Raw genomic sequence first — 26,031 nt, 5'->3', positions numbered from 1 at the left:
GCTCCAGCGTGCCACGGCGGGGTGCGGTGCGGCTCCGGTCACCCGGGTGCGGCCGGGGTGTCGGAGGGGTGCGGGTGCCGAGGTGCTCATCGGTGCTCAGATCCTCAGTCGCAGGCCGCGCGGGGTCGCGATGAAGCCGGCGTTCTCCAGGAGGGTGCCCGTGGGGGAGGTCAGGGCCGCGGCGCCGTTGATCCGCTCCACCGTGACGGTGCCCAGGGAGCCCGCGCGGGCGGCCGCCGCCAGGGCCTCGGCCGCCGCGCGCAGGCGCGGGTCGTCGGCTTCGGCGCCGTCCGGGGTGGACGGCCAGGCCAGCAGGGTCTTGCCGCCGCGCTCCATGTACAGCGTCAGCTCGCCGTCCACCAGGACGACCAGCGCGCCCGCCTTGCGGCCCGGCTTGTGCCCGGCACCGGTCGGCGAGTCGGGCCAGGGGAGCGCGGCGCCGTAGGCGTTGGCGGGGTCGGCGGCGGCCAGGACCACCGCGCGGGAGTCGGGGGCGGGGGTACGGCCTCGGCGGCTCGCGTAGGCGCGGTTCGCGTACGGGGGGCTCGCGGCGGCGCCGAAGGGGGACGCGGGGGAGCCGCCCCGGGGGCCGCCGTAGCCGGCGTCCGCGAAGGGGTCGGCCGGGGCGTACGCGTCCGGCGGGGTGGCGTCGTTCCGCGGGGGCCAGGCGAAGTCGCCGTCCAGGGCGGGCAGGCCCGGCTGGTCGAGGGCGCCCGGGAACGGCGGGGTGCCGTCGGGCAGCGCGAAGCCGTCCGGGGCCGCGGGCAGGGCCTCGCCGCGGTCGCGCGCGTTGGACACCGCGCGGAGCCGGTCGACCGCGCCGTCCATCGCGAACTGGGCGGCACCCAGGCCCTCGACCACGTAACCGCGCCGTGCCTGACCGCTCTCCTCGAAGGCGGACAGCACCCGGTACACCGCGGAGAAGCCGCCCTCGACACCCTCCGCCGCGACCGCGCCGCGGGTCACCACGCCGTGCCGGTCGAGCAGGGCGCGGGCGCGTGCGTGGGCGCGCACGGTGGGGTCCTGCTCGGGCGCGGGCAGCAGGGACCAGCGGCCCGCGACGGTCGGCGGGCCCGTACGCGAGGCGGCGCGCGCGGCGGCGGTCAGGGAGCCGTACCGCCCGCGCGGGATGTTGCGCTTGGCGCGGTGGGCCGTCGAACCGGCCGTACGGCCCGAGCCGAGCAGTGAACGCATGGGCGCGAGCGTGTCGTTGGTGAGGCGTCCCGCCCAGGCCAGGTCCCAGAGGGCGTCGGCCAGGTGGGCGTCGCTCGCCTCGGGGTGCGTGGTGGCGCGGACCTGGTCGGCGATCTGCCGGAAGAACAGGCCGTAGCCGCCCGAGAGGGCGTCGAGCACCGACTGGTGGAGCGGGGTGAGCTCCAGCGGGGGCGGCGGGGGCAGCAGCAGCGGGGCCGTGTCGGCGAGGTAGAGGGAGACCCAGCCGTCCTTGCCGGGCAGGGCACCCGCGCCGGACCAGACGACCTCTCCGGCGGCGGTGAGTTCGTCGAGCATCGCGGGGCTGTAGTCCGCGACACGGGACGGCAGGACCAGCTTCTCCAGCGCGGACGCGGGCACGGGCGCGCCCTGCAACTGCTCGACGGCGCGCACCAGTCCGTCGATTCCGCGCAGGGTGTGGCCCTTGCCGATGTGCTGCCACTGGGGCAGGAACTGGGCGAGCGCGGGCGGCGGGACCGGCTCCAGCTCGTGCCGCAGCGCGGCCAGCGAACGGCGGCGCAACCGGCGCAGCACCGTCGCGTCGCACCACTCCTGGCCGATGCCCGCCGGGTGGAACTCGCCCTGCACGACACGGCTGTTCGCGGCGAGCCGCTGGAGGGCGCCCTCGGTGACCGACACGCCCAGGCCGAAGCGGGCGGCGGCGCTGGTGGAGGTGAACGGGCCGTGGGTGCGCGCGTACCGCGCGAGGAGGTCTCCGAGGGGGTCCTTGACCGGCTCGGTGAACGCTTCGGGCACGCCGACCGGCAGGGCGGTGCCGAGCGCGTCGCGCAGCCGGCCCGCGTCCTCGACGGCGGCCCAGTGCTCGCGGCCCGCGACGCGGACCTTGATGGCACGGCGGGTGGCGGCCAGCTCCGGCGCCCACTGCGGTTCGGCGCCGCGCTCGGCCAGCTCCTCGTCGGTCAGCGGGCCGAGGACGCGCAGGAGGTCCGCGACGCCCTCCACGTCCTTGATGCGGCGGTCCTCGGTGAGCCACTGGAGTTCGCGCTCCAGTTCGGCGAGCACGTCCGCGTCGAGCAGTTCGCGCAGCTCCGCCTGCCCGAGCAGCTCGGACAGCAGCCGGGAGTCCAGGGACAGCGCGGCGGCCCTGCGCTCGGCGAGCGGGGAGTCGCCCTCGTACAGGAACTGGGCGACGTAACCGAACAGCAGGGAGCGGGCGAACGGGGACGGCTCGGGGGTGGTGACCTCGACCATGCGGACCTTGCGGGACTCGAGGTCGCCCATCAGCTCGACCAGTCCCGGCACGTCGAACACGTCCTGGAGGCATTCGCGGATCGCCTCCAGGACGATCGGGAACGAACCGAACTCGCTCGCCACCTCCAGCAGTTGCGCCGCGCGCTGGCGCTGCTGCCACAGCGGGGTGCGCTTGCCGGGGTTGCGGCGCGGCAGCAGCAGCGCCCGGGCGGCGCACTCGCGGAACCGGGAGGCGAACAGCGCGGAGCTGCCCACCTGTTCGGTGACGATCCGGTCGACCTCGGCCTTGTCGAAGGCCACGTCCGCCGCGCCGACCGGCGCCTGCTCGCCGTCGAACTCCGTCCCCGCGCGCACGGGTTCGTGGTCCAGCAGGTCGAGACCCATCAGATCCGCGTCGGGCAGCCGCAGCACGATGCCGTCGTCGGCGTGCATCACCTGGGCGTCCATGCCGTACCGCTCGGACAGGCGGGCGCCGAGCGCGAGCGCCCAGGGGGCGTGCACCTGGGCGCCGAAGGGGGAGTGGATGACGACACGCCAGTCACCGAGTTCGTCGCGGAAGCGCTCGACCACGATCGTGCGGTCGTCGGGGACATGGCCGCAGGCTTCTCGCTGTTCGTCCAGGTAGGACAGCACGTTGTCCGCCGCCCAGGCGTCCAGGCCCGCCGTCAGCAGGCGCAGCCGGGCGTCCCCCTTGGACAGCGAGCCGACCTCGCGCAGGAACGCGCCCACCGCGCGGCCCAGTTCGAGCGGGCGGCCGAGCTGGTCGCCCTTCCAGAACGGCAGCCTGCCGGGCACCCCGGGCGCGGGGGAGACCAGGACCCGGTCGCGGGTGATGTCCTCGATCCGCCAGGAACTCGTGCCCAGGGTGAACACGTCGCCCACGCGGGACTCGTAGACCATCTCCTCGTCCAGCTCGCCGACCCGGCCGCCGCCCTTCTTGGGGTCGGACCCGGCGAGGAACACCCCGAACAGGCCACGGTCGGGAATCGTGCCGCCGGAGGTGACCGCGAGCCGCTGCGCGCCCGGACGGCCGCTGATCGTCCCGGCCACGCGGTCCCACACCACGCGCGGGCGCAGCTCCGCGAACGCGTCGGACGGGTAGCGGCCCGCGAGCATGTCCAGGGTGGCCGTGAACGCCGACTCGGGGAGCGAGGCGAAGGGCGCCGCGCGACGCACCACGGCGAGCAGGTCGTCGTACTGCCAGGTGTCCAGCGACGTCATGGCGACGAGCTGCTGGGCCAGCACGTCCAGCGGGTTGGACGGCACCTTCAGGGACTCGATGCGTCCCGAGCGCATCCGCTCGGTGACCACCGCGGCCTGGACCAGGTCGCCCCGGTACTTCGGGAAGACCACACCGGTGGAGACCGCGCCGACCTGGTGACCCGCGCGGCCCACGCGCTGGAGGCCGGAGGCCACCGAGGGCGCGGACTCCACCTGGACGACGAGATCGACCGCGCCCATGTCGATGCCCAGCTCCAGGCTGGAGGTGGCGACCACGGCGGGCAGCCGGCCCGCCTTCAGGTCCTCCTCGACCAGGGCGCGCTGCTCCTTGGAGACCGAGCCGTGGTGCGCGCGGGCGATGACCGGGGGCGCGCCCTGGGCGGCGCCCGAACCGCCCATCAACTGAGCGGGAGCGTGGTGTTCGTCGAGCTTCTCGCCGGTGGCGCGCTCGTAGGCGATCTCGTTGAGCCGGTTGCACAGCCGCTCCGCCAGGCGGCGGGAGTTGGCGAACACGATGGTCGAGCGGTGGGACTGCACCAGGTCCGCGATCCGCTCCTCGACATGGGGCCAGATCGACGGCTTCTCCGCGCCCTCGCCGCCGTCGGCCGCCGGAGAGCCGCCCAGTTCGCCCATGTCCTCGACCGGGACGACCACGGACAGGTCGAACTCCTTGCCGGACTCCGGCTGGACGATCTCCACCTTGCGGCCGGGCGACAGGAACCGGGCCACCTCGTCCACCGGACGGACGGTCGCGGACAGGCCGATGCGGCGGGCGGGCCTCGGCAGCAGCTCGTCCAGCCGCTCCAGGGACAGCGCGAGATGCGCCCCGCGCTTGGTGCCCGCGACCGCGTGCACCTCGTCGAGGATCACCGTCTCGATGCCCGCCAGCGCGTCGCGCGCGGCGGACGTCAGCATCAGGAACAGCGACTCGGGCGTGGTGATCAGGATGTCCGGCGGCCGCGTGATCAGCGCGCGCCGCTCGGCGGGCGGGGTGTCGCCGGAGCGGATGCCCACCTTGACCTCGGGCTCGGGCAGACCGAGGCGGACGGACTCCTGGCGGATGCCGGTCAGGGGGCTGCGCAGATTGCGCTCCACGTCGACCGCGAGGGCCTTCAGCGGTGACACGTACAGCACCCGGCAGCGCTTCTTCGGGTCGGCCGGGGGCGGTGTGGAGGTCAGCCGGTCCAGCGCGGCGAGGAACGCGGCCAGTGTCTTGCCGGAGCCGGTCGGCGCGACCACCAGCGCGTCCGAGTCCTGCTGGATGGCCCGCCAGGCGCCCTCCTGGGCCTCGGTGGGCGCGGAGAACGCCCCCGTGAACCAGCCGCGGGTCGCGGGGGAGAAGCCGTCGAGGGCCGAAGGGGCGGAGCTGACCATGCATCTATCCTGCACCCTGCCACTGACAATCCTCCTGACCTGCGCAAACGGTACGGAAGCGGTCCGCGCGGACTGGTCTGGCGTGGCGGACAATGGGCGCATGTCTTCTGGGGAGCGGGCACGGTCTTCGACGGAGCGGGCACGGCACTGGCGGTCCGACGAACTGCCCGGCGTGGACCTGCTGCGCGCCCACTACGTCCGCAAGAGCTTCGTCCGGCACACCCACGAGCACTTCGTGATCGCCGCCATCGCGGATGGCGTCGAGGTCTTCCAGCACGGGGGCAGCGACGTCTCGGCGGGCGCCGGGGCCCTCGCGCTGGTCAACCCGGACACCCCGCACACCGGCCGGGCCGGCGTCCCCGAGGGCTGGCGGTACGGCGCCGTCTACCCCTCGCCCGAGGTGGTGGCCCGGATCGCCGCCGAGACGACCACGCTCCGGGGGACGCCCGGCTTCGTCACCCCGGTGCTCGACGACCCCTACGCCGCCCGCCTGGTCCACCAGGTGCTGCGTGCCGTCGACGAGGGCAACGCGCTGGCCGCCGACACCCTGCTGAGCGTGGCTGTGACCAGGCTGCTGCGGCTCAACGGCGGCGCGCTGCCCGAGCGGCGCCCCCGCAGCGCCGGAGCCTCGCTCGCCGCACGCGCGCGTGCCGTGCTCCAGGAACGGATGGCCGCGCCGCCCACGCTGGAGCGCCTCGCCGCCGACCTCGGCACCAGCCCGTTCGCCCTGCTGCGCGCCTTCCGCGCCGCCTACGGGATGCCGCCGCACACCTGGCTGACCGACGCCCGGGTGCGCCGTGCGCGGCTCCTCCTGGACGCGGGCAGCGCGCCCGCCGAGGCGGCCGTCGCCGTCGGCTTCACCGACCAGCCGCATCTGAACCGGCACTTCACCCGGATCGTGGGAGTGCCGCCGGGGGCGTACCGGCGCGAGCGGCTCTAGGTGAGACACCCCCTGAAGGCGCGCGGAACGGCACCGGAGGCGGGGCGCGGGTCGGGGGCGGGCGCAAGAACGTACAAGACCCGCGCGCGCGAGCGGCCGTAGCGTCCGGGGTGTGGCACAGCAACAGACAGCACCAGAGGACAGGACCGCCCAGGGGGCGGCACGGCCGGACAGCGCCGTCGTACGGGACGCGCTCGGCGTGGGCGTCGCCGTCGGGCTCTCCGGATTCGCCTTCGGCGTCACCTCGGCCGGCAGCGGGCTCGGGCTGCTCCAGACCTGCGCGCTCAGCCTCCTGGTGTTCACCGGCGCATCGCAGTTCGCGCTGGTCGGGGCACTCGCGGCCGGAGGCAGCCCGTTCACGGCCGCCGCCGGGGCGTTCTTCCTCGGTGTGCGCAACACGTTCTACGGACTGCGCCTCTCCCAGGTGCTGGCCCTCCCGCGCGCGCTCAGGCCGCTTGCCGCGCAGTGGGTGATCGACGAGACCACCGCCGTCACCCTGGCGCAGCGCGACCGGCGCGGAGCGCGGCTCGGCTTCACCGTCACCGGACTGAGCCTCTACGTGCTGTGGAACCTGACCACGCTGCTCGGCGCGCTCGGCGCCCGCGCCATCGGGGACACCGACGCCTGGGGTCTGGACGCCGCCGGACCCGCCGTCTTCCTGGCCCTGCTCGCGCCCATGCTGCGCACCACCACCGAGCGCGCGGTCGCGGGCCTCGCGGTCCTGCTCGGACTGGGTCTGCTGCCCGTGCTGCCCGCCGGTGTGCCGGTCCTGGTGGCGGCGCTCGCGGCACCGCTCGCCCTGCTCGCGGAGCGCCGCCTCACCGGCCGGGGCGGCGAGGGCATACCCGACCCGGCGCCCTTGCCGGTCGACTCCGAGGAGAACCGTTGAACACCTGGATCGCGATCGGCGCGACCGCCCTCGGCTGCTACGCCGTCAAGCTCGCCGGACTCCTCGTCCCCGCCGGGGCCATGGAGCGCCCCCTGGTGCGGCGCCTCGCCGCCCTGCTCCCCGTCGCCCTCCTGGCCGCGCTCACGGCCCAGCAGACCTTCGCCGACGGCCACGCGCTGGTCCTGGACGCCCGCGCGGCGGGTGTCGCGGCGGCCGCCGTCGCCCTGGTGCTGCGCGCGCCGTTCCTGTTGGTGGTCGCGGTGGCCGTGGCGGTGACGGCGGGAGTGCGGATGCTCGGTGGCTGAGGGAGCCGGCGTCAGCCCACGTAGCGGCCGTACGCCCGCAGGGTCCGCAGCGCGTCGATCGTCAGGGCCGGCCGGGCCTCCAGGGCCGGTACGGCCGCCCACTCACGCCAGCGGACCGGCCAGCCGCCGTCCTCCTGCTGCTCGGCGGCGAGGAAGTCCAGGGAGCGGGCCATCTCCTCGTCGGTGAACCAGGCGCGCGCGAGCGAGTCCGGGGTGCGGGCGAAGTCGTGCGGGAAATGGTGCTCGTCCGGGGCGTAGCCCGGGGCGACCGGGTACGCGTCGAGGCGGTCCGGCTCCAGCGCCGCGAGCCGCTGCTCGCGCACCAGGCGCCCGAGCCGGTCGGCGGCCGCTTCCGCGCGCGGGCGGTCGGGCACGGAGTCCAGGAAGGCCACGGCCGCCTCCACCTCGTAGGGGTGGGACTTCTCCAGCGACTCGACCGCCTCCCAGCAGAAGTCGGTGGCCCGGAACAGCCACGCGTGCCACACCTCGTTGCGGTGCAGCAGACCCACCACGGGCCCGGTCGCGAGCAGCTCGCTCGGCGGGTCCTCCACGACGGGCACGAACGGCGCCGCCGGATAGCCGCGCTGGGAAGGGTCCACGGCGGGCAAAGCGCCGTCCATGGTGGACACCGAGGTCAGATAGCGGCACAGCCGCTCCACCCGCTGACCGCCGCAGCGGCCGACCGCGTCCAGCACGCGCAGCGCGCGGGCGGTGTGCAGCGGCTGGCTCACCGGACCGCGCAGATCGGGTTCGAGGGCGTGGCCGTAGCCGCCGTCGTCGTTGCGATAGGCGTCCAGCGCCGCCTCCACCGCGTCGGCGGCGCCGTTCAGGAAGTGGAACGCGAAGAGCCGCTGCTCCAGTACGCGCGCGGTGAGCCAGACGAACTGCTCGGCACGGAAGAGCGGGGAGTGCGCCGGGGGCACAGGGGGGCGTGGAGTGGTTCCCGAGTCGGACATGGGTCAGACCGTAGGGCGGAACGGGGTCCTTGTGTACGGTCCGGGACGGGCGCACCCCCGAGGGCGGGATACTGGAGTCATGCGGTTGACGGTCTTCTGGCAGCGGATGGCGGAACACTTCGGCACGGGGTACGCCGAGATGTTCGCGCGCGACCACGTCATGTCCGAACTGGGCGGACGCACGGTGAACGAGGCGCTGGACGCGGGCTGGGCCGCGAAGGACGTGTGGCGGGTGGTGTGCACGGTCATGGACGTGCCGGGCGAGAAGCGCTGATATCCGCGCACCTGCGATGACCTGCCGCATCGGCCGGAAGACACCCGCGAAATACGCGGATCGCCCGGGCGCGGGGGCCGTCCGCGGGCGTATGTGTCCACGGTCATAGGCCGAGCCGGCCCCGAGCGGCACCGGCTGTCGGCGGCGTGGGCGAGACTTGGCGCGTGGCACCTACTGACGACCTCGACGACCGGCCCGCGGCATCCCCGTCCGGGCCCTCGGCGCCCCCGGCCGAACCGGTGGCGCCCGCCGTCGCGCCGGCCGACGGCACCACCCTGCGCAACGCCCGGATGCCGCGCTGGCTGCCGCGCGCCATGGTGCTCGCGCTCGCGCTGATCGCCACCTTCCAGCTGGGAAGCTGGGCGTTCCACCAGTTGACCGGACTGCTGATCAACATCCTGATCGCGTTCTTCCTGTCACTCGCGATCGAACCGGCCGTCAGCCGGATGTCCGCGCGCGGAATGCGCCGGGGACTCGCCACCTTCCTGGTCTTCCTCGGCCTCGCGGTCGTCACCGCGGGCTTCGTCACCCTGCTCGGCTCGATGCTGGCCGGGCAGATCATCAAGATGATCGAGGGCTTCCCCGAGTACCTGGACTCGTTGATCAACTGGATCAACCAGACCTTCCACACGCAGCTCAAGCGCGTGGACGTGCAGGAGGGGCTGCTGCACTCCGACTGGCTGCGCAAGTACGCGCAGAACAGCGCGGCCGGTGTCCTCGACGTGTCCGCCCAGGTGCTCGGCGGACTCTTCCAGCTCCTCACGGTCGGACTGTTCTCGTTCTACTTCGCCGCCGACGGACCCCGGCTGCGGCGCGGCCTGTGTTCGGTGCTGCCTCCCGCGCGCCAGGCCGAGATACTGCGCGCGTGGGAGATCGCCGTCGACAAGACCGGCGGCTACATCTATTCGCGCGGCCTCATGGCGCTCATCTCCGGCGTCGCCCACTACGTCCTGCTCCAGGCCCTCGGCGTGCCGTACGCGCCCGTGCTCGGTGTCTGGGTGGGCCTGGTCTCGCAGTTCATCCCGACCATCGGCACCTACCTCGCGGGCGCGCTGCCCATGCTGATCGCGTTCACCGTGGCGCCCTGGTACGCGGTGTGGGTGCTGGTCTTCGTCGTGGTCTACCAGCAGTTCGAGAACTACATGCTCCAGCCCAAGCTGACCTCCAAGACCGTCGACATCCACCCGGCGGTGGCCTTCGGCTCGGTCATCGCGGGCACGGCCCTGCTCGGCGCGGTCGGCGCCCTGATCGCCATCCCGGCGGTCGCCACGCTCCAGGCGTTCCTCGGCGCCTACGTGAAGCGCTACCAGGTCACGGACGACCCGCGCGTCCAGGGACACCGCCTGCGGGCCAACCGACCCGGGATGCTTCCCCGCCTGCTGTGGGCGCGCGAGCGGCCGGCGGAGGAGAAGGCGCCGTCCTGACCGGGCGGCCGTAGCGGGGTCGTCTCAGTACGTCGGCTCAGTACGTCAGCACGGCCCACACGACGGCTCCCGCGACCGCCGCGACGTAACACCCGGTGGCCGCCGCCACGATGCGCCACCGGGTCCGCGCGCTCGCGGTGGTGCGGGACAGCAGCCAGGCCAGCCCCGGCAGGACCAGTACGGCGTGCAGGCTCACCCCGTGCAGCGGCTTCAGCGGCGCCGTCGAGTGATAGGCCGCCGCCTGGTGACCGGTGCGCGTGAGGACGACCCCGCGCGCGATCATGGCCGCGCCGGAGGCCAGCGCCACCAGCAGGATCGCGAACCCGGACCGCACCGCCAGCGCCATCCCCGCGGGTCCCCCGGGCCGCCGCCGGAAGGACGCGACGGCGAGGACACCGAGCACCGCCACCAGGACGCCGCCCCCGACCGCGAGCATCATGGACACGCCCGTGTCGAACGGCGTCTCCATGTTCAGATGCGAGGGCACCCGCCGCCACGCCTGGAGCGTGATCCCGCCGACCTCCACCACACAGTCGGTGGCGAACACGGCGAGCAGCGCCACGCGCGTGCGCGCGCCGAGCCGCACGTACGACGTGACCCAGACGACGGCCATGAGCGTCACCCCGAAGGACAGCCCGAACGTGACCGGCTTGCGCCAGGAGACCGGTCCGTCCCACGGCCTGCCGTCGACCGCGAACACCACCAGGTGGACGAGACCGGAGAGCACGAGCAGCAGACCGGTCGCATGGCAGAGGCGTTCTACGGCGTGTACGGCGGCGCGCGGATTCTTCATGCGCCCAGGCTTCCGGCGGCGCCCGGCGCGGTCGTCGTACGGCCGGAGGCACTTGCCCTACGACGCGGGGAGCAGGGCCGTCCCCGGGGCGCTTCGCGGTTCAGCTCTCGCCGAGCAGGCGCAGGCGGTCGGCGGAGGGCGAGCCCGGGTCGGCGTGGTAGACCACGACGAGCTGGCGGGCCTGCGGGCGGAGCAGCTTCTCGTAGCGCAGCTCCAGGTCGCCGACGACCGGGTGGCGCAGCAGGGTGTGGCCGGTGTCACGGCGGCGGACCTCGCGGCGCGCCCACAGGGCGGCGAAACGCTTGCTGGCGAGGGTGAGTTCGCCGATGGTCTCCAGGAGGGCGGGATCGGGCTCCTCCACGTCGAGCATGGCGCGCAGACCGGAGACGGCCTTGGTGGTCATCTCGTCCCAGTGCGGGTACAGCGCGCGCATCCCCGGTTCCAGGAAGGCGGCGCGCAGCGGGTCCGCCCCCACGGCGAAGAACGGGCACAGCCGCACCGCCAGGCGGTTCGCCGCGACCACTCGGCCGCCTGTGTCCTGCGCGTAGGCGGGGGTGTCGGGCCAACTGTCCAGGAGCGCCTGCGGGGCGTCCTGCTCGGCCCGCGCGCGGGCACGGCGTCGGCTTGCGGGCGCGGACGCCCTGCGGGCGAGGCGGCGGAGGTAGGCGACCGCGTCCTCGTCGAGCCGTAGCGCGGTCGCGAGCCCGGCGAGGATCTGGTCGGAGGGGTTGAGGTTGCGGCCCTGCTCCAGGCGCAGGTAGTACTCGGGGCTGATCCCGGCGAGCTGCGCGACCTCCTCGCGGCGCAGTCCGGGCACCCGGCGGCGGCTGCCCGCGGGCAGGCCCGCCTCCTCGGGGCCGATCCGGGCGCGCCGGGCCCGCAGGAACTCGCCCAGGGTGTCTGCCATGTCGTGCGTCACGCCTTCGACGCTAGCCGCTCGCGTCAGCCGGTCAGCCGGTCAGCCGGTCAGCCCGTCAGGCGGTCAGCAGGCCGAGGCGGAGCAGGCTCTCGCCGGTGGCCACGACGGCCTCCTCGTTCGAGCGCGGGGACCAGCCCAGCTCCTCGCGGGCTCGGGCGTTGGACGCCCGGCGCACGACGCCCAGTTGCGGCACCGTCTCGCGCAGCGGCGGGCGGACCGTGGAGAGCAGCCGCAGCAGCCAGGCGGGGGCGGTTCCGGTGGGCGCCCGGCCGGCGGCCGGGCCGAGCCCGGAGCGCAGCGCGGCGGCGATCCCCTGGAACGAGACAGGCTCGCCCGCCAGCGCGAGATAGCGCTTCCCCGCCGCCTTCGGAGCCGTCATGGCACGCACGTGGAGGTCGGCCACGTCCCGTACGTCGACCGTGTTGGTCCACAGGGGCGGCGCCACCCGCATCCCGCCGGTCAGCATGGCGTGGACGATCCGGATGGAGACGGCGTAGTCCGGACCCAGCACCGGCCCGAAGATCCCCACCGGGTTGATCACGGTCAGCTCCAGCCCGCCGCCCTCGCTGTCGACGAAGTCCCAGGCGGCCCGTTCCGCGATCGCCTTGGACTTGACGTACGGGGTGACGTCCGGGCCGGCGGTGTCCGTCCAGTCGTCCTCGGTGAACACGCGCGGGGTACGGCCGTGTCCGTAGCCCACCGCGGCGAACGACGAGGTCAGCACGGTGCGCCGGACACCGGCGGCGCGGGCGGCGCGCAGTACGCGCAGCGCTCCGTCGCGGGCCGGGACGATCACTTCGTCCTCGTCGCGCGGCTGGGCCGCGGGGAAGGGCGACGCCAGGTGCAGGACGTGCTCGGCGCCCGCCACGGCCCGGTCCCAGCCCTCGTCCGAGCCGAGGTCGGCCACCACGCACCGCACACCGTCCCGTCCCGGCGCCCCGGCCGCGGCGAGCATCCGGCCGACCTCGGGCTCGCGGCCGGGGGAGCGGACCGTGGTGGTGACGGTGTGCCCGGCCGTCAGGAGCCGGGCGATCGTGTGGGCGCCGAGGAATCCGGTGCCGCCGGTGACGAGTACATGTGCCATGGCCTCAGGGTCGTGGGAGCGGGCGCCGGGCTCCAGATCCCGTGAATACCAGTACTCGCGGGGACAGGCTCCGGGTGCCTGGGGTGCCTGGGGTGCCTGGGGTGCCTGGGGTGCCTGGGGTGCCTGGGGTGCCTGGGGTGCCTGGGGTGATCGGGGTTCGGGGTGACCGAGGGGCCGCGTGCCGCTCCAAGATCCGCTACTGGCACGCTGGCCCTGCCCGATCCGTTCGGCCGAGAGGTGAGTGTCTTCGTGAGCACCGGCAGCTATTACGAGCCCATCGACGAGCACCGCTACAAGCCCACCGCGCACGCCGGCGGTGCCTGGGACACCGACGAACAGCACTTCAGCCCGCTGGGCGGTCTCGTCGTCCACGCCATCGACCGGCACATGGCCGGTCGGCCCGACAGCGGTCTGGTCCCGTCGCGGATCAGCTTCGACATCCTCGGGCGCCTGGCGCTCGACGAGTGCGAGATCCGGGTGGAGGTCATCAGGCCCGGTCGCACCATCGAGCTGGTCGAGGCCGTCGTGCTCATCGCGGAGCGGCCTGTCGTGCGTGGCCGTGTGTGGTTCCTCGCGGCCGGTGACACGGCGGCGGTGGCCGGGGGCGGGCCCGAACCGCTCACGCCGCCCGACGCGCTCGCGCCCTGGCCGATGGCCTCCCTCTGGCCGGGCGGCTACATCGCCTCCATCGACGTGCGGCCGGTCGCGCCCCCGAGCCCCGGCCGCGCGACCGTCTGGATCCGGAGCGGGCTCGACCTCGTCGCCGGACAGCCCGCGAGCCCCCTCGCCTCGTACGTCGCCCTCGTGGACACCGCCAACGGCATCGCCGTCCGTCAGCCGCCCACCGAGTGGATCTTCCCCAACGTCGACCTGACGCTCCACCTCCACCGCACCCCCGAGGGTCCCTGGACCGGCCTCGACACCTCGGTGGCCTTCGGACCCACGGGCCAGGGCGTGACCAGCACGGTGCTCCACGACATCCACGGCCCGGTCGGCCACGCCCAGCAGATGCTGACGGTGCGACCGGCCGGCGGGGGCGGGCGGTAGCCGAGGGGCGGACGGGGCTCGCTCGGCGGCGCCGCTTCACCCCCGGGCGGCGCTTGACACGAAAATCGAACATCCATTCTGATGGAAGCTCGGGCGAGGCTTCTGGCGGGTGTTCCGTGGTGGTTCGGGTAGAAACATCCCCCAGTTATCCACAGGCCGGACCGACGTCGGGGCGCATTGTCAGTGGCAGGCGTTAGCGTCTTTGACGTGAAGCGATCGACTCAAGCAAACCGGGTGGAACCCATGGCAGGAACCGACCGCGAGAAGGCGCTCGACGCCGCGCTCGCACAGATTGAACGACAATTCGGCAAGGGCGCTGTCATGCGCATGGGCGAGCGGTCGATGGAGCCCATCGAGGTCATCCCCACCGGGTCGACCGCCCTCGACGTCGCCCTCGGCGTCGGCGGCCTGCCGCGCGGCCGTGTCGTGGAGATCTACGGCCCGGAGTCCTCCGGCAAGACGACCCTGACCCTGCACGCCGTGGCCAATGCCCAGAAGGCCGGCGGCCAGGTCGCCTTCGTGGACGCGGAGCACGCCCTCGACCCCGAGTACGCGAAGAAGCTCGGCGTCGACATCGACAACCTGATCCTCTCCCAGCCCGACAACGGCGAGCAGGCGCTCGAGATCGTGGACATGCTGGTCCGCTCCGGCGCCCTCGACCTCATCGTCATCGACTCCGTCGCCGCGCTCGTCCCGCGTGCGGAGATCGAGGGCGAGATGGGTGACAGCCACGTCGGTCTCCAGGCCCGTCTGATGAGCCAGGCGCTCCGGAAGATCACCAGCGCGCTCAACCAGTCCAAGACCACCGCGATCTTCATCAACCAGCTCCGCGAGAAGATCGGTGTCATGTTCGGCTCGCCGGAGACCACGACCGGTGGCCGCGCGCTGAAGTTCTACGCCTCGGTGCGTATCGACATCCGCCGCATCGAGACCCTGAAGGACGGCACCGAGGCGGTCGGCAATCGCACCCGCTGCAAGGTCGTCAAGAACAAGGTCGCCCCGCCCTTCAAGCAGGCCGAGTTCGACATCCTCTACGGCCAGGGCATCAGCCGCGAGGGCGGTCTGATCGACATGGGCGTGGAGCACGGCTTCGTCCGCAAGGCCGGCGCCTGGTACACCTACGAGGGCGACCAGCTCGGCCAGGGCAAGGAGAACGCGCGCAACTTCCTCAAGGACAACCCCGACCTGGCCAACGAGATCGAGAAGAAGATCAAGGAGAAGCTGGGCGTCGGTGTCCGTCCCCAGGAGCCCGCTGCCGAGCCCGGCGCGGACGCGGCGGTCACCCCCGCTGCCACTGCCGCCGACACCAAGGCGGCCCCGGCGGCCAAGGCCACCAAGCCCAAGGCCGCCGCAGCCAAGAGCTGACCCATGACGCGCCGAACCGAGTGGACCGAGCACGAGTACGCCTCCCCCGGTGCCCCACGGGGGAGGGGCATCGGGGGCGACTCCGCCTCCGCGACGGCCGGTGACGACCAGGGGTACGGGCGGGGGTACGGGGAGGAGGCGCACGGGGGCCGCGGTCACTCGACCGGTGACCACGACCACGGGGAGCACGGGGAGTACGTGACCCAGGCGCACGGGGGCCATGGGAACGACGGGTACGGCGGGCGGGGCGACGCGTCGTACGACCGGCCCGGACAGGACGGCCCGGACCCGGCCGACGACCGCCGAGGCACCGCCAAGCGGCGTGGCCGGCGGCGCCGCTTCGGGGATCCGGGCGGTGAGACCGAGGACTCCCTCTCCTCGTCGAGGGCCGAGCGGGGGGAGTCCTCGCCGGACCCGGCCGAGCGCGCGCGGAACATCTGTCTGCGCCTGCTCACCGGCACGCCGCGCACCCGCAAGCAGCTCGCGGACGCCCTGCGCAAGCGGGAGATCCCCGAGGAGGTGGCCGACGAGGTGCTGTCGCGGTTCGAGGAGGTCGGACTGATCAACGACAGCGCCTTCGCGGACGCCTGGGTCGAGTCACGGCACCACGGCCGCGGCCTCGCCCGCCGCGCTCTCGCCCGTGAACTGCGCACCAAGGGCGTCGATTCGGCGCTGATCGACGAGGCCGTGGGGCAGCTCGACTCCGAGCAGGAGGAGGCGACCGCCCGCGACCTGGTGGACCGCAAGCTGCGGGCGACCCGGGGCCTCGACCGCGACAAGCGGCTCCGCCGCCTGGCCGGGATGCTCGCCCGCAAGGGCTACCCCGAGGGCATGGCCCTCCGCGTCGTCCGCCGGGCGCTGGAGGAGGAGGGGGAGGACACGGAGTTCCTGGAGGGCGACGGCTACTGAGGGGCGCTTTCGGCGAGGGTTCCGAGGGACCAGGGGAAGGGCAGCGGCTTCCGATCACGACGCCGCGTCCCTCCAACGGCCCGGCGCCGAACCGACCGTCCCTCAGTCCTACGCCGACTCCACCGGCAGCCCCGCCGCACGCCACGCCTGGAAGCCGCCCACCACGTCCGTCGCCCGGTGCAGTCCGAGCTGGTGGAGGGAGGCGGCGGCCAGGCTGGAGGCGTAGCCCTCGTTGCAGAGGACCAGGACGCGTACGTCGTGACCGGTGGCCTCGGGCAGACGGTGGCTGCCCTGGGGGTCGAGCCGCCACTCCAGTTCGTTGCGCTCGACGACCAGGGCGCCCGGGATCAGTCCGTCCCGCTCGCGCAGCGCCGCGTACCGGATGTCGACCAGCAGGGCGTCGCCGTCGCGCGCCGCCTCGTACGCCTCGCGTGCCTCCACGCGCCGGTACCCGTCGCGGACCCGCTCCAGCAACTCGTCGATTCCGACGGGCTGTTCGTCCGTGTCGGGGCGGCTGTCGCTCACTGCCAGTCCTCCGGGAGTTCCACCTGCTCCAGGCGCAGTACCTGACCCGAGCGACTGTAGCGGCGGATGCGCGGCAGCGGCGGGTAGTAGGCGTGCACCGAGACGGCGTGCCGGTCGGGGGAGTCGTTGAGCACCTCGTGCACGTGGTGGCGGCCGAAGGCGCGGCCCTGTCCGGCCGCCAGTCGGCGTTCGCGGTCGACGCCGTCGGTGAGTTCGAGGGTGCGCCAGCCGTCGGTGGGGAGCCGGGCGGCCAGCGCGTTCTCCTTCAGCTCGCCCGAGGCGGTGAGGAAGGCGCCGATGGAGTCGGCGTGGTCGTGCCAGCCGGTTCCGGTGCCGGGCGGCCAGCCGATCAGCCATGCCTCGCTGCCGCCGGGGCCCGTCAGCCGCACCCAGGTGCGGCCCTCGGGGTCGAGCGGGAGCGAGGCGATCAACTCCGTGTCGGCGGCCGTGCGCCGCACGAAGTCGAGCAGTTCCGCCTGCGTCGGAGCGTGATCCGGAGCCGGAGCCGGAGCGGCCGGGGGCGGAAGCGGGGAAGAGGACACGGGGGAGACAGACACGTGCACCGTCCTGAAAAGAGTTCGCCGAACGGGCGCACGACGGCGCCCGGAGAAAGGGGGATGCGAATTCAGCAGGACGGACGACACATGCAGCCCGCATAGCGGACGAGGTCCATATGGACCCTCCGCCACAGGCGCACACAGGTGTCGGTCACGATCCGGAGTACAACACGCGGCCGGACCCGATTCAACGTGTGGCCACCATATGGACAGGGCGGAAGGACGTGACGCCGGAGCGTTCCGGCGCACGGTCAGCGCGCGGCGGAACCCGCCCGCGCCTCCTCCTTCACCGCGTCCTCCTCCCCTTGCCCGGCGCCGCCGAGCGTGGCCTCCGCAGCCGCGTACAGATCGGCCGGGCGGACGCCGCTCAGCGCGGTGACCAGATGGCCGTCGGGGCGGACGAGCAGCACGCTGTGCGCGGGCGCGCCCGGGTACTCCTCGGCGACGAGCAGTTCCGCCCGGTGCGGCAGCGCGGTCACGGCGGCCGCGAGCCGGGGCATCACCCCGGCCGACATCCAGTGCTTGCGGTCCCACACCCCCGTGCCCGGAGCGATCAGGACGACCAGCAGCGCACCCCGGCCGAGCCGGTCGCGCAGCCTGACGAAGGAGCCGTCCTCCGCGGTGACCCGCACATCGGTGACCGTGGCGCCGGGCTCGGTGCCGACCGGGATCTCGCCCTCCAGATGGCGGGGCGCGAGAGGCGAGGCGGTGTACGCCCCCGGTTCGCCGAGCGCGCCACGTCCGAGGTGACCGTCGGCGAGCAGCGTGTCCTGGCTCCGGGACGCGCCGGGCACGTAGGCGCGCAGCCCGCCTCCGCCGCGCAGTACCGGCAGCAGTTGGTCGGCGGCGCGCAGCCGGGCGGCGACGACCGCGCGCCGCTCGGTCTGGTAGCTGTCGAGCAGGGCCTCGTGCGGGCCGTGGTGCCAGGCGGCGGCCAGCTTCCAGGCGAGGTTGTCGGCGTCCCGCAGCCCCTCGTCCAGGCCCTGGGTGCCGAGCGCGCCGAGCAGATGGGCGGCGTCCCCGGCGAGGAAGACCCGCCCCGCGCGCCAGCGCCGGGCCAGCCGGTGGTGCACGGTGTGGACGCCGGTGTCGAGCAGGTCGTACGCCGGGACGGAACCGCCGGTCCAGCCCGCGAGGGTCTCGCGGACGCGGGTCACCAGCAGATCGGGGGTGACCAGTTCCTTGCCCGGGGGCAGCAGCCAGTCCAGCCGCCACGTGCTGTCGGGCAGCGGACGGGCCGTGATCTCCGCACAGGGGGGACCGGAGGTACGCCACGGGGGCGTGCGGTGCAGCAACGCACGCCCCTCCCACGGGAGTTCGACGCGCAGCGCGGCGACCGCGTGCCGCTCCACCGCCGTACGGCCGGGAAAGCGGATGTCCTGGAGCTTGCGGACGGTGGAACGGGGGCCGTCGCAGCCGACCAGGTAACTGCCGCGCCACCACGTCCCGTTGGGGCCACGGGTGTGCGCGGTGACACCGGAGCGTTCCTGCTCCAGGGAGTCGAGGCGGCTGTCCACGGCCACCTGGACCAGCGGCTCGTCGACAGCCGCCGCCCGCAGGGCGCCGGTGAGGACGTGCTGGGCGACGTGCAGCGGCGCGGGTTCGTCCCGCTCGAAGCCGGTCTCGCCCACCACCTGCCGACGGCGCATGGCCCGCCAGCCGGTCCACCTGGTCCCGAGCGCGTCGGCGGACACCGAGGTGAGCCGTTCCACCAGCGCGGCCGTGTCCTCGCGCAGGACGACGGTGCGCGCGAGACGGGGTTCGTCCTTGCCCGGGCCTTCGTCCAGGACGACGGACGGCACCTCCTGGCGTGCCAGCGCCAGGGCGAGCGTGAGCCCCACGGGCCCCGCTCCGACGATGATCACCGGGTCCACGGCGCGACGCCCCCTGCCCACAGCGGTGCCCTGACGGACTCGGACGAACAGGAAGGTGAAGCGGGGTGCACGATCACAGAACGTATGCAACCCATTGGCAGAGTATGCGTCAAGTGACCGGGGCCCGTGGCGATCACACCTTCAAGGATCGGGCAACGGCGGCGTGTCCGCAACACGGCGGGGCGGTGCGTCTCCGTCACCGCCCCGCCTGTGAAACGCACGTGACGCCAGGTCAGATCGCCCTGCCCCCGTCGATGACGTCGACCGTCTCCTTGGCCAGCACCGTGCCCGTGCCGCGCTTGCTGCGCCGCAGCCGGCGCTCCAGCCAGGAGGCGAAGGAGGTGAGCGCCGCGTTGAGGACGATGTAGATGACCGCCACCACGACGAAGCTCTGGATCACGTTCGCGTAGTTCGCCGCGAGTGTGCTGCGCGCGCTGAGGAGTTCCGCGAACTGGAGCATGACTCCGCCGAGCGCGGTGTCCTTCACGATGACGACGAGCTGGCTCACGATGGCCGGGAGCATCACGGTGACGGCCTGCGGCAGCAGGATGCCCGCCATGGTCTGGCCCTTGCGCAGCCCGATGGCGTACGCCGCCTCCGTCTGACCCTTCGGCAGGGCGAGGATGCCGGCCCGGACGACCTCGGCGAGCACCGAGGCGTTGTAGAGCACCAGGCCGGTGACGACGGCGTACATCGGGCGTTCGTCGCTCGCGATGCCGGTGGAGCGGACGTACAGCTCGTTGGCGAACAGCATCAGGAGCAGTACCGGGATCGCCCGGAAGAACTCCACGACCACGCCGACGGGTATCCGCACCCAGCGGTGGTCCGACATGCGGGCGATGCCGAGCACCGCGCCCAGGGGCAGCGCGATGACCATGGACAGCGCGGCCGCCTCCAGCGTGCTGCCGAGCCCCGGCAGCAGATAGGTCGTCCACGCCTCGGAGGTGGTGAAGGGCTGCCACAGGCTCCACTTGAGCTGGCCCTTGTCGTCCATCTTGGCCACGGCCCACCAGGCCGCCAGGCCGAGGAGGACGATGAACAGGACGGAGACGACCACATTGCGCACCTTGGCGCGCGGGCCGGGCGTGTCGAAGAGGACGGAACTCATCGCTTCACCGCCAGTCGCTTGCCGAGCCAGCCGAGGAGCAGGCCGGTGGGCAGGGTCAGGACCACGAACCCGAGGGCGAAGACGGCACCGATGGCCAGCGTCTGCGCCTCGTTCTCGATCATCGTCTTCATGAGGGTGGCGGCCTCGGCGACGCCGATGGCGGCCGCGACCGTGGTGTTCTTGGTGAGGGCGATCAGCACGTTGGCCAGCGGGCCGATCACCGATCGGAAGGCCTGCGGCAGCACGATGATCCGGAGGGTCTGGGTGAAGCTCAGCCCGATGGCGCGGGCCGCCTCCGCCTGACCGACCGGGACGGTGTTGATGCCGGAGCGGATCGCCTCGCAGACGAACGCCGCGGTGTAGGCCGTCAGACCGAGCACGGCCAGCCGGAAGCCCTGGATCTTGAAGTCCTCGGTGCCCATGGTGACGCCGAAGATGTCGGCGAGACCGAGCGAGGTGAACAAGATGATGATCGTCAGCGGGATGTTCCGGATGATGTTGACGTAGGCGGTGCCGAAGCCGCGCATCAGAGGGACGGGGCTGACCCGCATGGCGGCCAGCAGGACGCCCCAGACGAGGGAGCCGACGCCGGAGAGGACGGTGAGCTGCACCGTCGTCCAGAACGCCCCCAGGACGTCGTAGCCTTCAAGAAAGTCGAACACGTTCTCCCGCGCTTCCGGGTGTGTGGCGTAGGGGTGGGTCGGCCCGCGCCGCCGTCCGGGAAGCGGTGGACGGCGGCGCGGGCCGGGGGACCGTGCGGGGCCTGCCCGGTCCTCGCGTCCGCGGCGAGGGGACTACTTGACGATCTGGCCGATCTTCGGGGCGGGCTCGTTCTTGTAGTCGGCGCCGAAGTTCTTCTCCACGGCCTTGTCCCAGGACTTGTCGGAGACCATCTGCTCCAGCGCCTTGTTGATCTTGTTGACGGTCGCGGTGTCGCCCTTCTTGACGCCGATGCCGTAGTTCTCGTTGCTGAGCTTGAGCCCGGTGAGCTTGAACTGGCCCTTGTACTTGTCCTGCGCGGCGTAGCCCGCGAGGATCGAGTCGTCCGTGGTCAGCGCGTCCACGGCGCCGCTCTGCAGACCGGCGAGGCACTCCGAGTAGCCGGGCAGGTTGCGCAGGTTGGCCTTCGGCGCGATCGAGTCATGGATGTTCTGCGCCGAGGTGGAGCCGGTCACGGAACACAGCTTCTTGCCGTTGAGGTCCGTGGCCTTGCTGATCTTCGAGTCCTTCTTCACCAGCAGGTCCTGGTGGGCCAGCAGGTACGGACCGGCGAAGTCCACCTTCTGCTTGCGCTCGTCGGTGATGGAGTAGCTCGCCGCGATGAACTTGACGTCACCGCGCTGGAGGGCGTTCTCGCGGTCGGCGCTCTTGGTCTCCACCCACTCGATCTGGCTGGGCTTGTAGCCGAGCTGCTTGGCGACGTACGTGGCCACGTCCACGTCGAAACCGGAGAAGGAACCGTCGGGCTGCTTGAGACCGAGACCGGGCTGGTCGTACTTGATGCCGATCTTGATCTTGCCGCCGCCGCTGCCCGAGGAACCGGCGTCGTCCTTCTTGTCGCCGCCGCACGCGGTGGCGGTCACGGCGAGAGCGAGCACGACGGCCGAGGCGGCGGTGACCTTGCGGAGCTTCATGTGGACATCCTTTGCGTGATGCGTGAGGGAGGGAACGAGGTCCGTACGGGCGCGGCCGGCCCGGCGGGCGGCCCAGGTGGCGCGAGCTGCCCGGTGATCAACGGGTGCGTCCGATCGGTACGGTGTCCGAATCGGTACGGCGTCCGATCGGGGACGGGCTCCGATCGGTTCGGTGGCGCGTTCCGGTCAGTGGTGCAGGATCTTCGACAGGAAGTCCTTGGCGCGGTCGCTGCGCGGATTGCTGAAGAACTGCTCCGGCGCCGCCTGTTCGACGATGCGGCCGTCGGCCATGAAGACCACGCGGTTCGCGGCCGAGCGCGCGAAGCCCATCTCGTGGGTAACCACGATCATGGTCATGCCCTCGCGGGCCAACTGCTGCATGACCTCCAGGACCTCGTTGATCATCTCGGGGTCCAGGGCCGAGGTGGGCTCGTCGAAGAGCATCACCTTCGGGTCCATCGCCAGGGCGCGGGCGATGGCGACCCGCTGCTGCTGACCGCCGGACAACTGCGCGGGGTACTTGTCGGCCTGGGTGCCCACGCCGACCCGGTCGAGCAGGGCGCGGGCCTTCTCCTCGGCCTGCTTGCGGTCCGCCTTGCGGACCTTGACCTGGCCCAGCATCACGTTCTCGAGCACGGTCTTGTGCGCGAAGAGGTTGAAGGACTGGAACACCATCCCGACGTCCGCCCGCAGCCGGGCGAGCGCCCTGCCCTCCTGGGGCAGCGGCTTGCCGTCGATCGTGATCGAGCCGGAGTCGGTCGTCTCCAGGCGGTTGATGGTGCGGCACAGCGTCGACTTGCCGGACCCCGAGGGCCCGATCACCACGACGACCTCGCCGCGGGCGATCGTCAGGTCGATGTCCTGGAGCACGTGCAACGCGCCGAAGTGCTTGTTGACGCTCTTCAGGACGACCAGGTCGTCAGTGGCGGCCGCGTCCTCCTTGGCCACCGATACTTCGGTCATCGCTCTCGGGCTCCGTCCTCCTCGGTTTCCGGTGGACCTTAGTGAGGCGCGGCGACCAGCGTCATCACATCTGAGGGGAATCTGAGCATCACGATCCGATAGCAACCGGACACGTGTCGTAGCACTTGCCCGCATCGTGAATATCGGCCGGATAACGGAAGCAGCGGGCAACCCGAACGCTCTTGACGCCGTCCTGGTCCATCGGCATCACTGCCATGGTGCACGCGTGCGTGCACCGCGTGACAACCGCACGCGAACCATGAACATACGCGCAACGAACCGGAGGGGGCCGGGATGAGACTGCTGCTCGTCGAGGACGACGACCACGTCGCCGCAGCTCTGTCCGCCGTCCTCACCCGGCACGGCTTCCACATCACCCACGCGCGCAGCGGCGAGGAGGCCCTCCAGGCGCTGGTCCCCGACAGCGAGTGCTTCGGCGTGGTCCTGCTCGACCTCGGCCTGCCCGACCAGGACGGATACGAGGTCTGCGGCAAGATCCGCAAGCTCACCGCCACCCCGGTCATCATGGTCACCGCCCGCTCCGACGTGCGCTCCCGCATCCACGGCCTCAACCTCGGCGCCGACGACTACGTGGTCAAGCCGTACGACACCGGCGAACTGCTCGCCCGCATCCACGCCGTCAGCCGCCGCACCGTCCAGGAGGACCCCGCGACCGGCGCCGAGAGCACCGCCCTGCTCCTTGGTCCGGTCCGCATCGAACTGCCCACCCGGCAGGTCAGCGTCGGCGGCGCGGTCGTCCCGCTCACCCGCAAGGAGTTCGACCTGCTCGCCCTGCTCGCGCAGCGGCCCGGCGTGGTGTTCCGGCGCGAGCAGATCATCAGCGAGGTCTGGCGCACCAGTTGGGAAGGCACCGGACGCACGCTGGAGGTCCATGTGGCCTCGCTGCGCTCCAAGCTCCGGCTGCCCGCGCTGATCGAGACCGTACGGGGCGTCGGCTACCGGCTCGTCGCCCCGGCCGGATAGCGGGCACGGGTGCGCGCCCGGCTCCTGCCGCTGCTCATCGTCCTGATGGCGGCCGTCCTGCTCTCCCTCGGCGTGCCGCTGGCCGTCAGCCTGGCCGCCGCCGAGCAGCAGAGGGTGGTCGTCGACCGCATCGACGACACCGCGCGCTTCGCCGCACTCGCCCAGTTCGTCACCGACGCGCCCCGGGGCGGCCGCGCCGCCGTGTCCGACGAGCGCCTGGAGACCCTCCAGCGCGAACTGGACAGCTACTACGACGTCTACGGCATCCGGGCCGGTGTCTTCTACCGCAGCCGTACGGCCATGGGCAGCGCCCCGGCCCACTGGCGCATACCGCGCACGGGCGAGCTGGGTGCCGCCTTCGACGAGGCGCTGCTCAGCCGGCGCAGCCACGACCCCGGTCAGGCGTGGCCATGGCAGCACAGCCGGCTGGTCGTCGCCTCACCGGTCATCCGGGACGGGGACGTGGTGGCCGTCGTGGTCACCGACTCGCCCACCGACCAGATGCGTACGCGCACCCTGCGCGGCTGGCTGCTCATCGGGGCGGGGGAGATCGCCGCGATGCTCCTGGCCGTCGGGGCGGCGCTGCGGCTGACCGGCTGGGTGCTGCGACCCGTACGGGTCCTGGACGCCACCACCCACGACATCGCCACCGGGCGCCTGAAGTCCCGCGTCGCGGCCGCCGGAGGGCCGCCCGAACTGCGGCGCCTGGCGCACTCGTTCAACGAGATGGCGGACAACGTCGAGGACGTCCTCGAACAGCAGCGCGCCTTCGTCGCCGACGCCTCCCACCAACTGCGCAACCCGCTCGCGGCCCTGCTGCTGCGCATCGAACTCCTCGCGCTCGAACTCCCCGAGGACAATGAGGAGATCGCCGCCGTCCGCACCGAGGGCAAGCGACTCGCGCAGGTCCTGGAAGACCTCCTCGACCTGGCTCTCGCCGAACACGCCGAGGCCGACCTCCGGCTGACCGACATCGGCGCGCTGGCCGAGGAGCGGGTCGTGGCCTGGACCCCGACCGCCCGCGCCAAGGGGGTACGGCTGACCGGCGACTGCCCGCCCACCACCGCCTGGACCGACCCGATCGCCCTGTCCAGCGCGCTGGACGCGGTGATCGACAACGCCGTGAAGTTCACCCCCGAGGACGGCGAGGTACGCGTCACCGTCTCCTCCCGCGGGGACTTCTCGACCGTCGTCGTCACCGACACCGGACCCGGTCTCACCGAGGACGAACTCGCCCGCGTGGGCGACCGCTTCTGGCGCAGCGGCCGGCACCAGAACGTCAAGGGCTCCGGCCTCGGCCTCTCCATCAGCCGCGCCCTGCTGGCGGCGGCGGGTGGCGGCATCGGCTACGGGCACCACGAGCCGGGCGGCCTGCGGGTGACGGTCACGGTGGCGCGGAACCCTTGAGCAGGCGGCTTCCCCCTCCGAGCCTGTCAGGGCTTGACGGACCGGTAGTAGCGCCGCGCTCCCTCGTGCAGGGCCAGCGGGTCGGTGTAGATGGCGGTGCGCAGGTCGACCAACTGGGCGGAGTGCACGCGTTCCCCGATGCGGTCACGGCTCTTGATCACGGTGCGGGTCACCCACTCGGTGAGCCGGGGGTCCATGTCCTTGCGGGTCACCAGCAGGTTGGACACCGCGATCGTGGCCACCGTGGCACCCCGCTGCACCGACGGGTACGCCGACTCCGGCATGTTGGTCGTCCGGTAGTAGCGCGACGCCTCGCCCTCGCTGTGCAGCCTGCCGACCAGCTTGCCGTCGATGGGCACGAACCGGAACGCCCACTTCTTCGCGAGCCCCGACAGCCCCTTCGTCGGCAGGCCGCCCGACCAGAAGAAGGCGTCCACCGTGCCGTCCCGCAGCAGGTCCGGCCCGTTGTCTATCCCGGCGGACACGGGGGTGATGTCCTTGTGCGGGTCGATGCCGGCGGAGCGCAGCACGCGCTCGGCTATCAGCTGGACCCCGGAGTCCTTCAGCCCCGTGGCCACCCGCTTGTGCCGCAGGTCGGCCACACTGGTGATCTTGGAATCGCCCGCCACGACGAGCTGGACGTAGTCGTCGTAGAGCCGGGCCACTCCGCGCAGCCGGTCCGCCTTCGCGGGGTTCTTCAGCTCGTAGGACTGCACGGCGTCGGCCGCCGCGATGGTGAAGTCCGCCTCGCCGTCCGCCACCCGGCGGACGTTCTCCTGCGAACCCGCGCTGCTCTTCAGCTCCACCTTCAGCCCGGGCATGTCCTTGGCCAGCGCGCGGCGCAGCTGCTCCCCGTACTCCTCGTACACCCCCCGGGACGTGCCCGTGCTGAAGACGACCTCGCCGGTGGGCGGTTCGTCGCCGAGGGGCAGCAGCCACCACGCCAGGAGCCCGAGGACCACGACCCCGACGGCCGTGCCCCACAGGACGGGCCGCCGGCCGGGCACGGGGAACGTTGTGGACATGCGGCAGATCCTGCCAGCCCGGACGTCGGC

24 protein-coding genes are annotated in these 26,031 nt (G+C 72.7%); 10 read left to right on the top strand and 14 right to left on the bottom strand.

All coding sequences use genetic code 11. The features are described from left to right. Positions 1-96 precede the first annotated feature (96 nt). Positions 97-5,019 carry an ATP-dependent helicase gene (locus tag ACWEEU_RS19595; RefSeq protein ID WP_451733862.1) on the bottom strand — a complete coding sequence of 1,641 codons (4,923 nt, stop codon included), beginning with the start codon at positions 5,017-5,019 and terminating at the stop codon, positions 97-99. A 100-nt stretch (positions 5,020-5,119) separates the two neighbouring features. Here ACWEEU_RS19595 and ACWEEU_RS19590 point away from each other — a divergent pair, with 100 nt between their 5' ends. From ACWEEU_RS19590 to ACWEEU_RS19580, 3 genes are all read left to right on the top strand, one after another. Next, positions 5,120-5,959, top strand: coding sequence for an AraC family transcriptional regulator (locus ACWEEU_RS19590; RefSeq protein ID WP_451733860.1), 840 nt, complete (start codon positions 5,120-5,122; stop codon positions 5,957-5,959). A 112-nt stretch (positions 5,960-6,071) separates the two neighbouring features. Further along, positions 6,072-6,848 (top strand): AzlC family ABC transporter permease, encoded by a 777-nt coding sequence (locus tag ACWEEU_RS19585; RefSeq protein ID WP_385747706.1) that lies wholly within the window; start codon positions 6,072-6,074, stop codon positions 6,846-6,848. After that, positions 6,845-7,153: an AzlD domain-containing protein gene (locus ACWEEU_RS19580; RefSeq protein ID WP_385747708.1), complete on the top strand. Its 309-nt coding sequence runs from the start codon at positions 6,845-6,847 to the stop codon at positions 7,151-7,153. Before ACWEEU_RS19585 ends, ACWEEU_RS19580 begins: the two co-directional genes overlap by 4 nt. A gap of 11 nt (positions 7,154-7,164) precedes the next feature. Here ACWEEU_RS19580 and ACWEEU_RS19575 read toward each other — a convergent pair whose 3' ends face one another. Next, positions 7,165-8,109: a hypothetical protein gene (locus tag ACWEEU_RS19575; protein WP_451733857.1), complete on the bottom strand. Its 945-nt coding sequence runs from the start codon at positions 8,107-8,109 to the stop codon at positions 7,165-7,167. Positions 8,110-8,188: 79 nt separating this feature from the next. Here ACWEEU_RS19575 and ACWEEU_RS19570 point away from each other — a divergent pair, with 79 nt between their 5' ends. Beyond that, the gene (locus tag ACWEEU_RS19570; protein WP_385747712.1) at positions 8,189-8,383 is read left to right on the top strand and encodes a DUF3046 domain-containing protein; all 195 of its coding nucleotides are present in this window, start codon (positions 8,189-8,191) and stop codon (positions 8,381-8,383) included. Between the two features lie 164 nt (positions 8,384-8,547). Next, positions 8,548-9,807: an AI-2E family transporter gene (locus ACWEEU_RS19565; RefSeq protein ID WP_451733855.1), complete on the top strand. Its 1,260-nt coding sequence runs from the start codon at positions 8,548-8,550 to the stop codon at positions 9,805-9,807. Positions 9,808-9,844: 37 nt separating this feature from the next. Here ACWEEU_RS19565 and ACWEEU_RS19560 read toward each other — a convergent pair whose 3' ends face one another. The 3 genes from ACWEEU_RS19560 to ACWEEU_RS19550 all read right to left on the bottom strand — a co-directional run bounded on the left by ACWEEU_RS19560 (position 9,845) and on the right by ACWEEU_RS19550 (position 12,603). Then, on the bottom strand, positions 9,845-10,600 hold the full coding sequence (locus ACWEEU_RS19560; RefSeq protein ID WP_451733853.1) for a hypothetical protein: 756 nt from the start codon (positions 10,598-10,600) through the stop codon (positions 9,845-9,847). A 100-nt stretch (positions 10,601-10,700) separates the two neighbouring features. Then, on the bottom strand, positions 10,701-11,507 hold the full coding sequence (locus ACWEEU_RS19555) for a helix-turn-helix domain-containing protein (protein WP_451733851.1): 807 nt from the start codon (positions 11,505-11,507) through the stop codon (positions 10,701-10,703). 67 nt (positions 11,508-11,574) lie between these two features. Continuing rightward, complete coding sequence (locus ACWEEU_RS19550; RefSeq protein WP_385747720.1) at positions 11,575-12,603, bottom strand: NAD-dependent epimerase/dehydratase family protein; 1,029 nt, start codon at positions 12,601-12,603, stop codon at positions 11,575-11,577. Positions 12,604-12,852: 249 nt separating this feature from the next. Here ACWEEU_RS19550 and ACWEEU_RS19545 point away from each other — a divergent pair, with 249 nt between their 5' ends. The 3 genes from ACWEEU_RS19545 to recX all read left to right on the top strand — a co-directional run bounded on the left by ACWEEU_RS19545 (position 12,853) and on the right by recX (position 15,924). Next, positions 12,853-13,650, top strand: coding sequence for a thioesterase family protein (locus tag ACWEEU_RS19545; protein WP_451733848.1), 798 nt, complete (start codon positions 12,853-12,855; stop codon positions 13,648-13,650). A gap of 243 nt (positions 13,651-13,893) precedes the next feature. Then, positions 13,894-15,015, top strand: coding sequence for a recombinase RecA (gene recA, locus ACWEEU_RS19540; protein ID WP_385747722.1), 1,122 nt, complete (start codon positions 13,894-13,896; stop codon positions 15,013-15,015). Between the two features lie 3 nt (positions 15,016-15,018). Continuing rightward, positions 15,019-15,924, top strand: coding sequence for a recombination regulator RecX (gene recX, locus ACWEEU_RS19535; RefSeq protein WP_451733846.1), 906 nt, complete (start codon positions 15,019-15,021; stop codon positions 15,922-15,924). A gap of 108 nt (positions 15,925-16,032) precedes the next feature. On the opposite strand, the gene ACWEEU_RS19530 is transcribed toward recX, so the two are convergent. The 8 genes from ACWEEU_RS19530 to ACWEEU_RS19495 all read right to left on the bottom strand — a co-directional run bounded on the left by ACWEEU_RS19530 (position 16,033) and on the right by ACWEEU_RS19495 (position 22,585). Beyond that, positions 16,033-16,449: a rhodanese-like domain-containing protein gene (locus ACWEEU_RS19530; RefSeq protein ID WP_451733844.1), complete on the bottom strand. Its 417-nt coding sequence runs from the start codon at positions 16,447-16,449 to the stop codon at positions 16,033-16,035. Further along, positions 16,446-17,012 (bottom strand): cysteine dioxygenase, encoded by a 567-nt coding sequence (locus ACWEEU_RS19525; protein WP_451733842.1) that lies wholly within the window; start codon positions 17,010-17,012, stop codon positions 16,446-16,448. The genes ACWEEU_RS19530 and ACWEEU_RS19525 overlap by 4 nt, the downstream gene beginning before the upstream one ends. 62 nt (positions 17,013-17,074) lie before the next feature. After that, a complete protein-coding gene (locus ACWEEU_RS19520) occupies positions 17,075-17,122 on the bottom strand; it encodes a hypothetical protein (RefSeq protein ID WP_359100516.1) in 48 nt (15 codons plus the stop codon). A 135-nt stretch (positions 17,123-17,257) separates the two neighbouring features. Continuing rightward, complete coding sequence (locus ACWEEU_RS19515) at positions 17,258-18,880, bottom strand: FAD-dependent monooxygenase (RefSeq protein ID WP_451733840.1); 1,623 nt, start codon at positions 18,878-18,880, stop codon at positions 17,258-17,260. Positions 18,881-19,112: 232 nt separating this feature from the next. Beyond that, entirely contained in the window at positions 19,113-19,988 is an 876-nt protein-coding gene (locus ACWEEU_RS19510) for an amino acid ABC transporter permease (protein ID WP_451733838.1), read from the bottom strand. Continuing rightward, positions 19,985-20,650 (bottom strand): amino acid ABC transporter permease, encoded by a 666-nt coding sequence (locus ACWEEU_RS19505; RefSeq protein WP_451733836.1) that lies wholly within the window; start codon positions 20,648-20,650, stop codon positions 19,985-19,987. Before ACWEEU_RS19505 ends, ACWEEU_RS19510 begins: the two co-directional genes overlap by 4 nt. Before the next feature lie 132 nt (positions 20,651-20,782). Continuing rightward, on the bottom strand, positions 20,783-21,622 hold the full coding sequence (locus ACWEEU_RS19500; protein ID WP_385747737.1) for a glutamate ABC transporter substrate-binding protein: 840 nt from the start codon (positions 21,620-21,622) through the stop codon (positions 20,783-20,785). Between the two features lie 186 nt (positions 21,623-21,808). Further along, a complete protein-coding gene (locus ACWEEU_RS19495; protein ID WP_385747739.1) occupies positions 21,809-22,585 on the bottom strand; it encodes an amino acid ABC transporter ATP-binding protein in 777 nt (258 codons plus the stop codon). A 294-nt stretch (positions 22,586-22,879) separates the two neighbouring features. Here ACWEEU_RS19495 and ACWEEU_RS19490 point away from each other — a divergent pair, with 294 nt between their 5' ends. Both ACWEEU_RS19490 and ACWEEU_RS19485 read left to right on the top strand, forming a co-directional pair. Beyond that, positions 22,880-23,569 carry a response regulator transcription factor gene (locus tag ACWEEU_RS19490; RefSeq protein ID WP_385747741.1) on the top strand — a complete coding sequence of 230 codons (690 nt, stop codon included), beginning with the start codon at positions 22,880-22,882 and terminating at the stop codon, positions 23,567-23,569. A 9-nt stretch (positions 23,570-23,578) separates the two neighbouring features. After that, a complete protein-coding gene (locus ACWEEU_RS19485) occupies positions 23,579-24,976 on the top strand; it encodes an ATP-binding protein (protein WP_451733834.1) in 1,398 nt (465 codons plus the stop codon). Between the two features lie 26 nt (positions 24,977-25,002). Here the strand turns inward: ACWEEU_RS19485 and ACWEEU_RS19480 are convergent, their stop codons facing one another. Beyond that, positions 25,003-26,001, bottom strand: a complete 999-nt coding sequence (locus ACWEEU_RS19480) for a TAXI family TRAP transporter solute-binding subunit (RefSeq protein WP_451733832.1) — start codon at positions 25,999-26,001, stop codon at positions 25,003-25,005. Positions 26,002-26,031 lie beyond the last annotated feature (30 nt).

Source organism: Streptomyces sp. NPDC005004 (assembly GCF_053600675.1).
This window is presented reverse-complemented; position numbering and strand designations above follow the sequence as displayed.

Coding starts and splice junctions, on each gene's coding strand:
- ACWEEU_RS19510 (WP_451733838.1), bottom strand. CDS start 19,988: ATGAGTTCCGTCCTCTTCGACACGCCCGGCCCGCGCGCCAAGGTGCGC.
- ACWEEU_RS19500 (WP_385747737.1), bottom strand. CDS start 21,622: ATGAAGCTCCGCAAGGTCACCGCCGCCTCGGCCGTCGTGCTCGCTCTC.
- ACWEEU_RS19595 (WP_451733862.1), bottom strand. CDS start 5,019: ATGGTCAGCTCCGCCCCTTCGGCCCTCGACGGCTTCTCCCCCGCGACC.
- ACWEEU_RS19555 (WP_451733851.1), bottom strand. CDS start 11,507: ATGGCAGACACCCTGGGCGAGTTCCTGCGGGCCCGGCGCGCCCGGATC.
- ACWEEU_RS19495 (WP_385747739.1), bottom strand. CDS start 22,585: ATGACCGAAGTATCGGTGGCCAAGGAGGACGCGGCCGCCACTGACGAC.
- ACWEEU_RS19550 (WP_385747720.1), bottom strand. CDS start 12,603: ATGGCACATGTACTCGTCACCGGCGGCACCGGATTCCTCGGCGCCCAC.
- ACWEEU_RS19560 (WP_451733853.1), bottom strand. CDS start 10,600: ATGAAGAATCCGCGCGCCGCCGTACACGCCGTAGAACGCCTCTGCCAT.
- ACWEEU_RS19575 (WP_451733857.1), bottom strand. CDS start 8,109: ATGTCCGACTCGGGAACCACTCCACGCCCCCCTGTGCCCCCGGCGCAC.
- ACWEEU_RS19590 (WP_451733860.1), top strand. CDS start 5,120: ATGTCTTCTGGGGAGCGGGCACGGTCTTCGACGGAGCGGGCACGGCAC.
- ACWEEU_RS19490 (WP_385747741.1), top strand. CDS start 22,880: ATGAGACTGCTGCTCGTCGAGGACGACGACCACGTCGCCGCAGCTCTG.
- recA (WP_385747722.1), top strand. CDS start 13,894: ATGGCAGGAACCGACCGCGAGAAGGCGCTCGACGCCGCGCTCGCACAG.
- recX (WP_451733846.1), top strand. CDS start 15,019: ATGACGCGCCGAACCGAGTGGACCGAGCACGAGTACGCCTCCCCCGGT.
- ACWEEU_RS19480 (WP_451733832.1), bottom strand. CDS start 26,001: ATGTCCACAACGTTCCCCGTGCCCGGCCGGCGGCCCGTCCTGTGGGGC.
- ACWEEU_RS19570 (WP_385747712.1), top strand. CDS start 8,189: ATGCGGTTGACGGTCTTCTGGCAGCGGATGGCGGAACACTTCGGCACG.